General features: G+C 58.4%; 13 protein-coding genes. 9 read left to right on the forward strand and 4 right to left on the reverse strand.

Annotation, left to right across the window (positions count from 1 at the left end):
* Positions 1–178: 178 nt before the first annotated feature.
* The 3 genes from KQI10_RS11535 to KQI10_RS11545 are packed head-to-tail and all read right to left on the reverse strand — an operon-like array spanning position 179 to position 2,829.
* Positions 179–1,336 carry a sugar MFS transporter gene (locus KQI10_RS11535; RefSeq protein WP_216567550.1) on the reverse strand — a complete coding sequence of 386 codons (1,158 nt, stop codon included), beginning with the start codon at positions 1,334–1,336 and terminating at the stop codon, positions 179–181.
* A gap of 2 nt (positions 1,337–1,338) precedes the next feature.
* Positions 1,339–1,968 (reverse strand): YesL family protein, encoded by a 630-nt coding sequence (locus KQI10_RS11540; RefSeq protein ID WP_216567551.1) that lies wholly within the window; start codon positions 1,966–1,968, stop codon positions 1,339–1,341.
* 12 nt (positions 1,969–1,980) lie between these two features.
* Entirely contained in the window at positions 1,981–2,829 is an 849-nt protein-coding gene (locus KQI10_RS11545; protein WP_216567552.1) for a MurR/RpiR family transcriptional regulator, read from the reverse strand.
* 341 nt (positions 2,830–3,170) lie between these two features.
* On the opposite strand from KQI10_RS11545, the gene KQI10_RS11550 reads away from it, so the two are divergent.
* From KQI10_RS11550 to murQ, 6 genes are all read left to right on the forward strand, one after another.
* A complete protein-coding gene (locus KQI10_RS11550; protein ID WP_216567553.1) occupies positions 3,171–4,610 on the forward strand; it encodes an ABC transporter substrate-binding protein in 1,440 nt (479 codons plus the stop codon).
* 170 nt (positions 4,611–4,780) lie between these two features.
* A complete protein-coding gene (locus KQI10_RS11555) occupies positions 4,781–5,704 on the forward strand; it encodes a carbohydrate ABC transporter permease (protein ID WP_216567554.1) in 924 nt (307 codons plus the stop codon).
* A gap of 12 nt (positions 5,705–5,716) precedes the next feature.
* Entirely contained in the window at positions 5,717–6,586 is an 870-nt protein-coding gene (locus tag KQI10_RS11560; RefSeq protein ID WP_216567556.1) for a carbohydrate ABC transporter permease, read from the forward strand.
* A 54-nt stretch (positions 6,587–6,640) separates the two neighbouring features.
* Entirely contained in the window at positions 6,641–7,606 is a 966-nt protein-coding gene (locus KQI10_RS11565; protein WP_216567557.1) for a GNAT family N-acetyltransferase, read from the forward strand.
* A 4-nt stretch (positions 7,607–7,610) separates the two neighbouring features.
* Positions 7,611–8,312, forward strand: coding sequence for a PIG-L deacetylase family protein (locus tag KQI10_RS11570; RefSeq protein WP_216567558.1), 702 nt, complete (start codon positions 7,611–7,613; stop codon positions 8,310–8,312).
* Position 8,313: 1 nt separating this feature from the next.
* The gene (murQ, locus tag KQI10_RS11575; protein WP_216567559.1) at positions 8,314–9,210 is read left to right on the forward strand and encodes an N-acetylmuramic acid 6-phosphate etherase; all 897 of its coding nucleotides are present in this window, start codon (positions 8,314–8,316) and stop codon (positions 9,208–9,210) included.
* A gap of 256 nt (positions 9,211–9,466) precedes the next feature.
* Here the strand turns inward: murQ and KQI10_RS11580 are convergent, their stop codons facing one another.
* Positions 9,467–10,639, reverse strand: coding sequence for an anhydro-N-acetylmuramic acid kinase (locus KQI10_RS11580; RefSeq protein ID WP_216567560.1), 1,173 nt, complete (start codon positions 10,637–10,639; stop codon positions 9,467–9,469).
* Positions 10,640–10,722: 83 nt separating this feature from the next.
* Here KQI10_RS11580 and KQI10_RS11585 point away from each other — a divergent pair, with 83 nt between their 5' ends.
* From KQI10_RS11585 to KQI10_RS11595, 3 genes are read left to right on the forward strand one after another with little or no spacing between them, the layout of a single operon-like run.
* Positions 10,723–11,868 (forward strand): DUF1343 domain-containing protein, encoded by a 1,146-nt coding sequence (locus KQI10_RS11585; RefSeq protein WP_216567561.1) that lies wholly within the window; start codon positions 10,723–10,725, stop codon positions 11,866–11,868.
* Between the two features lie 5 nt (positions 11,869–11,873).
* A complete protein-coding gene (locus KQI10_RS11590; RefSeq protein ID WP_216567562.1) occupies positions 11,874–13,400 on the forward strand; it encodes a glycoside hydrolase family 3 protein in 1,527 nt (508 codons plus the stop codon).
* A gap of 10 nt (positions 13,401–13,410) precedes the next feature.
* Positions 13,411–14,289 (forward strand): N-acetylglucosamine kinase, encoded by an 879-nt coding sequence (locus KQI10_RS11595; protein WP_216567563.1) that lies wholly within the window; start codon positions 13,411–13,413, stop codon positions 14,287–14,289.
* Positions 14,290–14,454 lie beyond the last annotated feature (165 nt).

Below are 14,454 nucleotides of genomic sequence, written 5' to 3' on the forward strand. Positions count from 1 at the left end.
GCGGGCCACCTTCCCCTCCCAGGGGAAGGCTTGGGATTTCCGCTTTCAGGGTATACGTTCAACTCTTGATTCGCATTACAAGATTACTATAGCACAGTTTTCGGATGCATACCATAGCAGAAGCAAAAAGCAGCGCGGTTCCCTTCAGCCTTGAGAACCGCGCTGGATTTTTTATGGATCAGACCGGCGCTTTCTTCTCCAGAATTGTGTGCATAACAATCATGACCACCAGCAGCGCCGCAAGATAAAGGGGCATCAGGCCCACGGTGAAGCGGCCCGCCAGCAGACCGAAGAGCGGCGGCATGGCCAGAGTGCCCACATAGGCGCTGGCCATCTGGACGCCGATGACCGCCTGGGACTTATCCGCGCCGAAATGGGCGGGGGTAGAGTGGATGATACAGGGGTAGATGGGCGCACAGCCCAGGCCGATGAGGATCAGGCCGCCCATGGCCAGAATATCCGGCCCCGGAAGAAGCATGGCTGCAATGCCCAGCGCGATGCCGCAGCAGCCCATGCGGATCATCCGGGAATCCGTAAAACGCATGGTGAGAAAACCACTCAGTCCTCTGCCAAGGGTAATACCGATGAAGAACAGGCTGGCAAAGCCCGCCGCCCGCTCCGGAGGCATGCCCCTGACTTCCGAAAGATAGGTGCTGGCCCAGAGACTGGCGGTCTGCTCAATGGCGCAGTAGCAGAAGAAGCAGAGCATCACCGCTTTGGCCCCGGGGATGGCGAAAATCTGCCGCAGCCTCATGGGTCCGCCGTCCCGCTCCTCCTCTGCCCCGCCGCTTCTGCCCTTCCACAGAGGCAGGCTGATGAATAGGACAGCCGTCAGGACCACCTGGATGATTCCAATGTACCGATAGCCCGCGTTCCAGCTCTGACCGTTGGTCAGGGCATAGCCCATAAGATAGGGACCCGTCATGGCCCCCAGGCCCCACATGCAGTGGAGCCAGCTCATATGGCGGCTCTTGTAGTGCAGCGCAACGTAATTATTGAGCGATGCGTCCACGCTGCCCGCCCCCAGGCCATAGGGAATGGCCCACAGACACAGCAGCCAAAAGGACCGGGTCACAGAAAAGCCGAACAGGGCCACCGCAGTGGTGGCGACGCTGAAAGCCGTGACTTTTCCGGTGCCGAAGCGCCGGGTCAACCGGTCGCTCTGCAGGCTGGAAACGATGGTGCCGCAGGCGATAAGCATGGAGATCGCCCCGGCATAGGAAAGGGGCACGCCCAATTCCGTATGCATGGTGGGCCAGGCGGACCCCAGCAGAGAATCCGGCAGCCCCAGGCTGATAAAGGCCAGATAGATGATGACCAGCAGAAGATGGACCATAGTCATTTTTCCTCCTGCCGCCCTTCCAGCGCGGCGAATATTTTATCTGTAACATGCAGATCGTACAGGGCAATCAGAGCGAAGCCGCAGACCGGCCAGAGAAAGCTCAGCAGAATAAACGCCTGGGGCAGAACCACCAGAAGCAGCAGCGGCAGCAGATTCATCGCCGTCACCAGCAGCATTTTCGGCAGATGGGCAATGCTCAGCAGCACGGCGTTCACCACCGTATCCCGAATGGTGCCGGGATAGCGGACCAGCAGCGGAAAAATCAGACCGGCGACCAGAATCAGCGCAAACAGGCAGAAGCAGATCAGAACGATCACCGCCATACGGCCGGGAAAATCCAGATAGGCCACGATCCTGTAGTCCAGAGCCAGAACCGCTTCAGCAAAGGCCATCAGCAGCCACAAAACAGTCGCCCTGCCAAAGTACCGGCGAAAGGCCCCAAAAAAGAACTTTGCGCCGCAATCCTCTTCTTCCCGCAAAGCCCTCAGGCAGGCAAGCATGGCGCAGGTGGATGCCCCGATGGTGAAAAGGGGCATTGAACACAGCAGCCACAGAAAATTGATCTTGAACAGCGCCACAAATCTGACGCACAGCTGCATGAATTTGGAATCGGGAGTGAGCTTCATGGAATACCGCCTTTATCTCTTTTCGTCTTTGACAATATGGGTCCGTGACAGCTGGGTCACCGACTGATCGTAGTCCGCGTTGGCCAGGGCTGTGAACAGGATATCCACAACGTTCAGCTGGGCCATCCGGGAGGACATGGCACCGCTGCGGAACAACGATTCGTTGGCAGCGGTATAGAGCCTATAATCCGCCAGATCAGACACCGGAGATTGAATGCAGCGGGTGATCGCGATCATTGGCGTGCATCTGTGCTTGAGATTTTTCATGCACTCGATGACCTCCGCCGTGGCGCCGGAATAGGAGAATACCAGTGCGGCATCCTGGGCCGTGGCATTGAAGGACTGCACCAGCTGGGAATGCCAGTCCTCATTGATGATACAGAGCTTATTCAGCCGGAGAAATTTCAGGTAAGCATCCTTGGCCGCGCACAGCGACGCGCCCATGCCAAAGAGATAGATGACCCGTGCCCGGCGGATGACCTCCACACTGCTGCGCAGCACATCCACATCCAGAAGGTCCCGGGTCTCCTCCAGGGAACAGATATTGGCAAAGGTGATCTTATCAATAATCTGCTCCAGAGAGTCTGAATGCTGGATCTCCTTTTTGCTGGTACGCAGGTTCTGCTCCCGGCGGGCCAGTTCGGAGGTCACCTCCCGGCGGAATTCTTTATAGCCGGAATAGCCTGTATGCATGCACATCCGGACGATGGTGGACGGAGAGGAAAAGGTTTTCTGGGCCAGCTCATGGACACTGAGATCCACCACCAGCTGGGGCTCTGCCAGTATCCGTTCCGCCACGCCCCGCTCTGTGCTGGAAAACTGTGCCGAGCGCTCCCGCAGCCGGATCAGTGCGCTGCTCATACTTTTTCCGCCTTTCGTGAAATTTTTTACCGGAATTTGCATTTTTCCGGGATAGCCGTACCATTGTACCGTCTTTTCCCCCGAAAGGCCATGCATTTTGTTGCCAAAAATTTCATCCATATTTTATGTATTTTGTACATTTCTTTTCTGCATTTTTTGTTGTCGTTTCACCAATTCAATCAAAAAATCCATTTTCAATTCAGCATATGAAACAGAATTTCATTCCATCTCAAATTTATTGACATAAAGTACTGTCTCCGCTATAATGGTTGCAGAGTCGAAAAGCTGTTTCGTTTCTCGGAAGGCTGAAGACGCAATTTGAATACCAGGAGGAAACAGAAATGAAAAAGTTCATTACCATGCTGCTGGTCTGCGTAATGGTTCTGGGCCTGTTCGCCGGCTGCGGCAACGGAAGCACCCAGCAGACCACCGCGGCCACCACCGCCGCCCCCGCTGCCGACGCAACGGAAGCCCCCGCGCAGGAGACCGAGGCCGCCCCTGATACCATTGTAATCATGGCGCCCCCCGTCACCGGCAACTATCTGGAAAATCTGAAGACCTGGGCCAACGATTTCCATGAGCTGTACCCCAATCTCACCGTGCAGGTCATCGAGACCTCCTGGGGCGATCACAACGACAAGCTCTCCACCATGGCGCAGGCCGGCGAGGCTCCCGACATTGCGGAGATCTCCTCCAACGCCCTGGGCACCTTCGTGGAAATGGGCGTCGCCATTGACATCGCGCAGTACATGTCCGCCGACCGTCTGGCCGACTACGATGAAAACGCTCTGAAGTACCTGTCTCTGGAGGGCACCACCTATGGTCTGCCCCTGTACCTGACCATTCAGTCCATCGGCGCCAACAAGACCATGATGGAAGAGCTGGGTATCGACGTTGCCAAGATTCAGAAGGAAGGCTGGACCTACGAGGAGTTCCTGGACGTCATCAAGCAGGGCACCAAGGACGGCTGCTACGGCTTCGTGTTTGCCAACTCCGGCGTTACCGCTTCTGATATGCTCTACATCTTCGGCGCCGGCGCCGGCCTGAGCAACACCTTTACCCCTGACCTGAAGTACACCATGACCTCCGAGAATATGCTCACCATGCTCAGCGCCGTTGAGGAAATGACCAAATCCGGTTATATGCCCAACTATGGCGTGGAAGCCGGCCAGCGTATGGTTATGTGCCAGACCGGCAACGCCATGATCTTCGGCAAGGCCATGCCTCTGTTTGAGAACAACTTCAAGAAGAACAATGCCGCTCTGGAAGCCAACGACGGCACCGCCGTTGAAAACTCCCTTCCCATGGATTACGCTTTCCTGCCCGTGCCCACCATGGACGGCTGCGCCGAGTCCTGCTACGGCACCGTGGACGGCCTGATTGCCATGCGGAATAAGAACACCACTGACGAGCATCTGAAGAACGTTCTGCTGTTCATGGACTACATCTGCTCCGGCGAGCGGATCGCCACCTGCATGAACGAGCTGTATCTGGATCCCGTCTGCCAGTCCGGCCGCGACGCTCTGGTTCTGGAAGAGGGCCGCGACGCTGACAACCTGGCCACCGCCGCCCGCTGCATCGCCATGGTTCAGGCGCCTCCCGAGGGTGTCACCACCGAGATGACCGCCACCGCCAAGAAGCTGATGGACGAGCAGATCGTTCCCAAGTTCCAGCTGCTGCTGGCCGGTGAAACCACCGCTCAGGAAGTCTATGACCACATCTGCGAGGCTGCTTACGCTGCTTTCGGCGCTGACAACTGCGTCTCCGGCAAGCTCGGCTAATTGATTCATCAGGAGGGTGCGTTGCAAAAACAGAATACAACGCACCCTTCTTTTGTCCGGACCAATCGGACGAACTGTCGATAGACAGATCTTACCCAGCTGTGGAGCTGGATCTCATCGGGGCTGCTGCAAAACGCGGCAGCCCCATTTTAAACCTGGGAGGTAGGTCTATGAACAGCACAAAACTGAAGCGGCAGCAGACCGGCCGCAGGCTGAAATTCACCAATGACGATCTGTGGGGCTATATTTTTATCGCCGCCGCCATGATCATTTTCTGCGTTTTTACGCTCTATCCTGTATTCAGCGCCATTTACACCAGCTTTTTCAACTACAAGCCCTTCGGTTCCGAATTTGTGGGACTGAAAAATTATGCGGACACTCTGAAGTATTCCAAGTTCAACCTGTTCTACAAGGCTGCGCTGAATACTCTTATCTATACCGTGATCGTCGTGCCGCTGTCGCTGCTGCTTTCTTTCTCCATTGCGGTGATGATCATGCCCTTTAAGAAGAAAACCCAGTCCGTTTTTAAGGCCATGTACTATCTGCCCGGCATTGCCTCCGGCGTGGCCCTGTCCGTGGTCTGGCTGTGGCTGTACGATTCCTCTCCGGACGGCATCTTCAACCGGCTTCTGGGCATTTTCGGCATTCCTGCCCAGAACTGGTTGTCCTCCACAAAAACCTCCATGCTCTCCCTGATCATCATGGCCCTGCTTTCCAGCCACGGTGTTCGGATCATCACTTATATTGCCGCGCTTCTCGGCATTGACAACAGCTATTTTGAGGCCGCCGAGCTGGACGGCGCCACCTTCTTCCAGAAGGTGCGCTATATTGTCTGGCCCCTGGTAAAGCCCACAACCCTGTTCCTGCTGGTCACCGGCGTCATCGGCTCCTTCCAGGTGTTTATGAACGCCTACATGATGACCGGCGGCGGCCCGGACAACTCCACCACCATGATCGGACTGCTGATCTATAACAACGCCTTTGTCTACGGCAAGTACGGCCTCGCCTGCGCCCAGGCCATTCTGCTGGCCATTGCCATCGCCATCATGTCCCTGTTCCAGTTCCGGCTCATGGGCGTGGACGTGGAATACTAAGGAGGGAACGCCATGGCTACTACCGGCTTGTACTCCCAGCATCTGCACAACCGCAAGGTGCTCTATCTGCGCAATACGATTATTGCCATCATTCTGATTATTCTGGCTGCCGCGACCCTGTTCCCCATCTGTTATATGATTCTGTCCGCTTTCGGCCCCAATGTATCCACCGCGGGCAATATGCGCACCATTCTCCCCTCCCGTCTGACTTTGGAATCCTTTGATGCCTTCTTCCATTTCAGCGACTATTCCCTGCGCTGGATCCTGAACAGCTTCATCGTGGCCTCCGGCGCGGTCATCGGCAACGTAATTTTCGCCTCCATGGCGGGCTACGCCTTTGCCAAGATCCGCTTCAAGGGCAGTTCCTTCCTGTTCGGCCTGATTCTGGTTGCCATGATGATTCCCTACCAGGTGACCCAGGTTCCTCTGTACATCCTGATGGTGCAGAAGTTCTCCATGACCAACACCTACGCCGCCATGATCCTGCCCAGCCTGTGCACAGCCTACAACATCTTCCTGTGCAAGCAGTTTTTCTCCGGCCTGCCCACGCCGCTGATCGAGAGTGCCAAAATTGAGGGCTGCAACCAATTCCAGATCTTTATCAAGATCATCCTGCCCCTTTCCAAAACCGTTCTGGCTGTAATGGCCATCAACACCTTCATGTCCAGTTGGAATGACTTCTTCTGGCCCTTCCTGGTGACCAACGACCCCGCCATGTACACCATTCAGGTTGGCCTGAAGCAGTTCAAGTTCGCCAACGAGACCCTGTTTGCCCCCATGATGGCCGGTGCGACCATTTCTGCCCTGCCTATGTTCGTTATGTTCTTTGCGCTGCAGAAGTACTTCATGGAAGGCGTCACCATCGGCGCCGTCAAGGGCTGATTTTCCCAAAACGGCCCCCACATTGTGGGGGCCATATCCATAAGGAGAAAAAAAATGATCCGAAACTATACACCCGCAGACGAAGCCGCGCTGCTGGATCTCTGGAATACATCCGGAACCGCTCTGGGCTTCGCCCCACTGGATCTGGAACATTTCCGTGGGCTGCTTACCCGGCATCCCGATTTTTCCGTGGAATACACCTTTGTTCTGGAGGTACAGGGGAAGGTTCTGGGCTTTGCCAACGGCTGCACGGGAGACCATATTCCCAAAGGGGATGTGCGGGGTTATGTCAGCTGCGTGATCCTGTCCTCTGAAGCCGATACCGCGGAAAATACTGCCCTGCTGCTGGCCGCTTTGGAAGATGCCTTCCGGAAGGCCGGACGGCATTACAGCGCCGTGACCTTCTTCAATCCCATCCGCCTGCCCTGGCTTCTCCCCGGCACCCCGGGGCATCAGCACAACAACGCCCCGGGCATTGCCCTGGATATTCCTCTGCACGAACAAATGCTGGCCCTTGGCTATCAGGAGAGCACCCGGGAATGTGCCATGTACCTGGACTTGAAGGACTACGAAACACCTGCCTGGGTCATGGAGAAGGCCCGGAAAATGGCCCGGCAAGGGTATACTGTCGCCCGCTATGACCCCATGAAACACATTGGCCTGAAGGAAATGGTCGGCGCTCTGGGAAACGCCATGTGGTCCGCGGAAATCCCCGCCGCGGGGGAAAACGGCATGGATTTGCTGGTAGGTCTGAAGGACAATACCTGCGCCGGGTTTACAGGCCCGGTCTATCCCGAGGCAACAGGCCGGGGCTATTTTGCCGGACTGGGTGTTGCGCCGGCCTATGAGGGCCACGGTCTGGGAACGCTGCTTTTTTACAGGCTATTGCAGCGGGAAAAAGAGGTTGGCTCCCAATATATGTCACTGTTCACCGGGGAGGACAATCACGCCCGGTTCATCTATCTCGGCGCGGGGTTCCGGATTGTTCGGACCTTTGGCGTCATGCTGAAGGAGCTGTAAAGAAATGAAAACACACACTGTCCTTGCTATTGGCGCCCATGTAGGCGACGCCGAGCTCACCGCCGGTGCCCTGCTTGCCACTTGCGCCGTCCACGGCGGCAAAGCCGTTACTCTGGCCCTGACCGCCGGCGAAAAAGGCGCGCCCGCCGGGGCGGACATCGCCGCTTACCGCCGGGACAAAATCGCCCAGGCGGAGGCATTCGCAAAGGACCTGGGCGGAGAGGCCATTGTCCTGCCCTATGAGGACGGTCTGGTTCCGGACAACGACGAAATCCGCTTCGCCGTCTGCGATGTCATCCGGCAGGTGAAGCCGGACATCATCGTCACCCACCATGCCAACAGCATGCACAAGGACCACGCCGCATGCCATCGCATTGTGTCAGACGCCTGGTTCTATGCCGCCATTGAAGGTTTCCAGCGAGAGCTGCCCAGGCACTTCGCCAAAAAAATCTATTTCGCCGAAAACTGGGAGGACGCCCCCGGATTTGAGCCCTATGTCTATCTGGACGTCAGCGATGGCTATCCTCTCTGGGAGAAAGCCATCGACCACCACTGGTTCGCGGTGCATTCCACCAGTTTTCCCTATAAGGAATACTATGCCCACCTGAAGCGGCTGCGGGGCATCCAGGGCCGCAAGGGCTACTGCGAATGCTTCATGATCCCTGAAGAACAGTACCGGCTGGTGCAGACAATGGAGGATATCTGATATGGTAGAATTGCAAAAAATCGCCACAGAGCAGAGGAATCCAAACACCATGAACATTGATACCCTGTCCACTCTGGACATGGTGAAGCTCATCAACCGGGAGGACCACCGGGTGGCCGATGCCGTAGCCCTGGTAACGGACAAAATCGCCCAGGCGGTGGACGTGATTGCTGTGCATCTGAGTGCGGGCGGCCGCCTGATCTACTGCGGCGCAGGCACCTCGGGACGGCTGGGCATTCTGGACGCCGTAGAGTGTCCCCCCACCTATTCAACGGACCCGGAAACCGTCCAGGCCCTTATGGCAGGGGGCTATGGAGCCATTTTCAAGGCCGTAGAAGGGGCCGAGGACAGCAGGGAACTGGGCGTAACCGATATGCGGGGCATTCATTTTTCCGAAAAGGATGTGCTGGTAGGCATCGCCGCCAGCGGCCGGACGCCCTATGTCATGGGCTGCATGGAATACGCCAAGCAGCTTGGCGCCCCCACCATTGCCGTGACCTGCTGCCCCGGCAGCGAACTGGACCGCTATGCTGACATCGGCATTGCCCCCGCCCCCGGCCCCGAAGTCGTCACCGGCTCTACCCGCATGAAATCCGGCACCGCTCAGAAAATGGTGCTGAATATGCTCTCCACCGGCGCGATGATCAAGCTGGGCAAGGTCTACGGCAATCTGATGGTAGACGTAAAGCCCTCCAACGAAAAGCTGATCCGCCGCTGTGTAACCATCGTGTGCAGCGCCGCGGAATGCACGGAGGAAGAGGCCGCATCTGCCCTGAAGCAGTGCGGCTATCACCCAAAGGCTGCCATTGTCATGATTTTGCGGGATGTGGACGCGGAAACAGCAAACCGCCTGCTGGAATCAGCAGGCGGCCGGATCGCGAAAGTGCTGGAAAAGTAAAAGGGTCTTCCCCACGGTGCGGTGCGTCGCACAGCAAAGCAAACGGAACGCAGCGCAATCGCACGAGATATGCAACCCCGGCTCCCCCTTTGGGGGAGCTGTCAGCCGCAGGCTGACTGAGAGGGCTCTCCCCGCCCTACGCTCATTCTCCGACAGGGAGAGAGACAAGGGCTTTCTCTGCGTCCTGGTGCGTACCGCCCCTCATCAGCCTCGGCGTTCCGCCGAGCCAGCTTCCCCCAGGGGAAGCCTTGGAGCTCTACAAGTTTATTCTCCCCATGACCACCCCGTGCTTTGCGCCGGTGGCGGAAGGGGCGTTGTTGCAGACGCCGAAGAGGGTCTCGTTGGCCAGCAGCGCAAAGGCCACGGCTTCCTTGGCATCGCTGTCATAGCCCAGGTTCTCCTGAGTCTGCACCCGGCACTCCGGCAAAGCCTCCCGCAGGAAACGAAGCAGAGTGGGATTCCGGCTTCCGCCGCCGCCCACCACCAGCCGGGCAGGCATCCGGGGCGCGAACCGCCGCAGCCCTACGGCAATAGATTCCGCCGTAAAACGGGTAGCCGTTGCCAGAATATCCACAAGAGGATAGTCTCCAACAGCCAGAAGCGCATCCACATAGGCCTTGCCGTAGTATTCCCGGCCGGTGGTCTTGGGGGGCTTCTTTGCAAGATAGGGGTCTTCCAGCATATGGGCCAGCAGCTCCGGGATCACATGGCCGGAGGCTGCCAGCTTCCCGCCATCGTCATAGCCCAGATTCCCGTCCGTGATCCTGGACACCAGGGCATCCATGACCATGTTGCCCGGGCCGGTGTCAAAGGCGGTGACGTCCTCCAGAGTGCACCCGGCGCTCAGCAGCGTTACATTGCCGATTCCGCCGATATTCTGCAGCGCCACGTCCTCGGTTTCACTGCGGTACAGCAGGAACTCCGTGTAGGGTACCAGCGGCGCGCCCAGACCCCCGGCGGCCATATCCCGGATGCGGAAATCACTGACCACCGGGCAGCCAAATTCCTCGGCCAACCAGGAAGGGTCGCCGATCTGCAGCGTACCCCGGACAGTACCGCCTAAGTAGGGCGTATCCTCGGGAATATGGTAAACCGTCTGTCCGTGACAGCCGATCAGATCAATTCTCCCGATCCCGGTTTCCCGCAGAAGCTCCCGGACCGCCTGGGCATAGAGCTTTCCCAGATGGGTCCCTAACAGGCAAATCTCCCGGCTGCCGCCGAAATCGCCGCCGCAGACGTCCAGAATTCTCTGCCGGGTGGTCTCGTCAAAGGGCTGGAAGTAAAAGCCCAGCTGCTCCACCCTGGTTTCCAGACCGCAGCCCGTGATCCGGGTCAGGGCGGCGTCCACCCCATCGGCAGAGGTGCCGCTCATAAGGCCCACTACAAGGCGGGAGGGCTTTGCCCACAGGGTAGAAAATGGATGATCCATATCGTTTCCTCCTTCAAAAGGAAATGGTGTGTTTGTATTTCAGTTTATCCGGCAAAACGCCGATTGTCAAGGAGGTAAAAACCATGGTTTTATTCGGCGCCGACCGCGTCGCGGAATTTCAGGAGCTTTTTGCGGGGCGCGTGGCTCTGCTGACCGGCCCTTCCGGGCGCACCAGCGGGAACGAACCCACCTTTGATGTTTTGAAGCAGTGCTGCGATCTGAGGCTGCTGCTGGCCCCGGAGCACGGCGTCCGGGGCGATAAAGCCGCCGGTGCTCTGTTTGCGGACGAAATTGACGAGGAATGCCGTCTGCCTGTCCGCAGTCTGTACACCAGAGATTCCAAGCGGCTGTCTCAGGAGACCCTTGCGCTTTTCGACACCCTGGTCTATGACATGGCGGACGTAGGATGCCGGTACTACACCTTCCTGACCACCCTGCGCTACTGCGTTGAGGACTGCGCGGCCGCCGGGAAGCGTCTGGTGGTTCTAGATCGGCCAAACCCCTTGGGAGACCGGGTAGAGGGCGGCCTGATGCGGCAGGAGACCCTCAGCTTTGTAGGCGGCTACGAAATGCCTGTGTGCTACGGCCTGACCTGCGGCGAACTGGCGGTTATGATGAACGAGGAGCTGCGCTGCGGCTGCGACCTGCACATCGTCCCCTGCGCCGGTCTTACCCGGAATATGACCTTCCGGGACTGGGGCCACTGCTGGGTCATGCCGAGCATGGGCATTCCCCGATACGAAACCGCCCTGCTGTACCCCGGCACCTGCCTGATTGAGGGCACAAATTGTTCCGAAGGCCGCGGCACCGGGGACCCCTTCGGCATCATTGGCGCCCCCTTCATCCGGGCGGAGGAATTCTGCAAAGCCTTCAACACCCTGGACTGCCCCGGCGTGGAGACCACACCGGTTTACTTCACCCCTGCCGCATCCAAGCACGCGGGCATCCTCTGCGGCGGCATTCAGCTGCACATTATGGATGAAACGGCTCTGGAGCCTGTCGCCATGGGTGTGCGGCTTCTGGATCTGCTGCGAAAAATGTACCCCAACGACTTTGCGTTCCTGCCCCCGGTACGGGAGGACGGAAAGATTTTCCTGTCCCTGCTGGCAGGCCACCGGGATTTTGAAAAGAAGGACTGGGATGCCGATGCTCTGATCCACCGGTACGCCCGGGAAAGCGCGGCATTCCGTCTACGAAAAGCACCCTACGAACGTTACCCAAAGGAGTAAGAAAAATGACTCTGAAAGAAATGCTGGGACAAAAGCTGGTTTTCGGTTTCCACGGAACCACCCTGTCCCCTGAATTCAAAACCCTGATTCGGGAATACAAAATCGGCAATGTGATTCTCTTCCTGCGCAACGTGGAATCCGCCGCACAGCTGCGGCAGCTGTGCACAGGAATCCGGGCGTTCATTCTGGAAGAAACCGGCTATCCCCCCTTTATCGTCATTGACCAGGAGGGCGGCATGGTCAGCCGTCTGCCGCAGGATGCCGTCAACGTCCCTGGCGCCATGGCACTGGCCGCCACGGGGGACCCCGAAAACGCCCGTCTGGCATCCCAGATCACCATCCGGCAGCTGAAGGGACTGGGGGCAAATTTCAACATGGCCCCGGTATTGGACGTGAACTCCAACGCAAGCAATCCGGTTATCGGTGTGCGCAGCTTCGGGGATAATCCTGATGCCGTTGCCGCCTTCGGCTGCGCTTCTCTGGCCCCCTATGCCCACAGCGGCGTGCTGTGCTGTGCCAAACACTTCCCCGGTCACGGCAATACGGCGGTGGACAGTCACTTGGGGCTGCCCCGGGTGGACAAAACCGAAGAAGAATTGGAGGCTCTGGAGCTGGTTCCCTTCCGGCGGGCCATTGAGGCCGGGGTTCCCGCCGTCATGATGAGTCATGTACTTTTCCCGAAGCTGGAGCCGAAGGGTCTGCCCTGCACCATGTCCCGGCGGATGGTCACAGGGCTTCTGCGGGAAAAGCTGGGCTTTCAGGGGCTTATCCTGACAGACTGCATGGAAATGCTGGCCATTCAGGATCATTTCGGCACCGCCAACGGCGTTGTGGCCTCTATTCAGGCGGGCGTGGATCTGGCGGAGATCTCCAGCACCTTTGCGTTGGAAGAGGCCGCAGCCAAAGCGCTTTTGGAGGCTGGCGAGCAGGGAAAACTGGACCTGACAGAGATCCGGCTGTCCGTGGAGCGGATTCTGCGCTATAAGCAGCAGCTTTTCCGGGAAATCACACCCGCGCTGTGCAACCGCCCGGAGGACCGTGCGGCATCGGAGGCCCTGAGCCGAAAAGCCGTTACAGCGCTCTCCGGCACGCCTTTCCCTGTAAACGAAAAAACATTTTTCTGCGGCTGCGCCGACTACCGGGCCTCCGGTGCTGGCAACGAAACCGGCGCCGCATCCACCGCCCCGGGCTATCTGGGCCAGCGCTTCGGCGCAAAACACCTGGTCACCCCAAAGGATCCCACGGAAGCGGACATTCAGGCCGCGCTTGCGGCGGCCCAGGGCTGTGAAAGCATTGTATTCACCACCTGCAATGCCCATCTGTTCCGGGGGCAGTTGGCTTTGGCCCGCGCGCTGTCCGCTCTTGGCAAGCCCATGGCCGCTGCCGCCCTGCGCAACCCCTACGATCTTTCCGCCCTGCCGGAAGGTCTTTGGAAGCTGGCAGTCTACGATTACGCGGAGCCCTCGATTGCCGCCCTGGCGGAGATTCTCCTGGGGGGCAAGGCGCAGGGGACCTGCCCCGTGAAGCTGTGAGGTACCGGAAATGTTCATTGCTGGAATCGACGGCGGCGGAACACACACCCGTCTGGAACTCCGTACCGCGGACAATACCCTTCTGCGTCGGCAGGAATTCGGCCCCTTTAACCTGAATGCCATCGGAGAGGACGCCTTTCGGGCACGGCTGCGGGAGGTGTTCACAGCCTGTGGAAAAATGACGGACTGTGCCAGACTCTGCGTAGGCGGCGCGGGCATCTCCAACCCGGAGGTTGGAAGAATTCTGGAAGCGGAATTGAACACGGCAGGCTTTGCCGGCAGATGGAAGCTCTGCGGTGACCAGGAAATCGCCCTGCGGGGGGCCATGGACGACCCCGGCATGGCGGTAATTGCCGGCACAGGTTCCATCTGTTTCGGTAAAAACGCCGCGGGGGAAACCGCCCGCAGCGGAGGCTACGGGCATTTGATTGATGACGGCGGCAGCGGTTACGCGCTCGGCCGGGATGTTTTCTCCGCAGCAGTTCAGGCTCTGGACGGCCGCAGCGAGGACCACGCCATTCTGGATGCCGTTCTGGAAAAGTTGGGTTCCGCCGAAGCGGGGGCCATTGTGTCCCTCGTCTACAAGGGCGCCACGGATAAGGCAGCCATTGCCCGGTTTTCCTCCATCGCACTGGAGCTGGCAGAAAACGGAAACCAAAGGGCTTGCAAAATTCTGGAGCTGGGTGCCGAGGAACTCCACGCACTGGCTGCCGCGGTACAGCGGCGGCTGAATTTGCAAGGCTGCCCCATTGCCCTGCTTGGCGGACTACTCAGTGAAGACAACGCCTACCGCCGCCGTGTGGAAGCAAGGCTCTCCCCTCTCGGTCCCGTGATCTATCCCGCCCACGATGCCCTCTGGGGCGCGGCTCAAATGGCCTGGGAACTGTAAAAAATCCGCAACTGCGCAGTCCTTCAACGGCAGGGGAGAATGCATACGTCCCCAAAATTTGCGAAACGCACCTGATCCTTTTTCCGGATCAGGTGCGTTTCCGTCTGTCATAAAGCTGGGACCGCCACAAAATGAAAAGCCTGTCGGGGCGGCTGACAGCCGCCC

This window comes from Pseudoflavonifractor sp. MSJ-30 (assembly GCF_018918045.1).
Taxonomy (GTDB): Bacteria; Bacillota; Clostridia; order Oscillospirales; family Oscillospiraceae; genus Faecousia.

Coding starts and splice junctions, on each gene's coding strand:
- KQI10_RS11535 (WP_216567550.1), bottom strand. CDS start 1,336: ATGGTCCATCTTCTGCTGGTCATCATCTATCTGGCCTTTATCAGCCTG.
- KQI10_RS11540 (WP_216567551.1), bottom strand. CDS start 1,968: ATGAAGCTCACTCCCGATTCCAAATTCATGCAGCTGTGCGTCAGATTT.
- KQI10_RS11545 (WP_216567552.1), bottom strand. CDS start 2,829: ATGAGCAGCGCACTGATCCGGCTGCGGGAGCGCTCGGCACAGTTTTCC.
- KQI10_RS11550 (WP_216567553.1), top strand. CDS start 3,171: ATGAAAAAGTTCATTACCATGCTGCTGGTCTGCGTAATGGTTCTGGGC.
- KQI10_RS11555 (WP_216567554.1), top strand. CDS start 4,781: ATGAACAGCACAAAACTGAAGCGGCAGCAGACCGGCCGCAGGCTGAAA.
- KQI10_RS11560 (WP_216567556.1), top strand. CDS start 5,717: ATGGCTACTACCGGCTTGTACTCCCAGCATCTGCACAACCGCAAGGTG.
- KQI10_RS11565 (WP_216567557.1), top strand. CDS start 6,641: ATGATCCGAAACTATACACCCGCAGACGAAGCCGCGCTGCTGGATCTC.
- KQI10_RS11570 (WP_216567558.1), top strand. CDS start 7,611: ATGAAAACACACACTGTCCTTGCTATTGGCGCCCATGTAGGCGACGCC.
- murQ (WP_216567559.1), top strand. CDS start 8,314: ATGGTAGAATTGCAAAAAATCGCCACAGAGCAGAGGAATCCAAACACC.
- KQI10_RS11580 (WP_216567560.1), bottom strand. CDS start 10,639: ATGGATCATCCATTTTCTACCCTGTGGGCAAAGCCCTCCCGCCTTGTA.
- KQI10_RS11585 (WP_216567561.1), top strand. CDS start 10,723: ATGGTTTTATTCGGCGCCGACCGCGTCGCGGAATTTCAGGAGCTTTTT.
- KQI10_RS11590 (WP_216567562.1), top strand. CDS start 11,874: ATGACTCTGAAAGAAATGCTGGGACAAAAGCTGGTTTTCGGTTTCCAC.
- KQI10_RS11595 (WP_216567563.1), top strand. CDS start 13,411: ATGTTCATTGCTGGAATCGACGGCGGCGGAACACACACCCGTCTGGAA.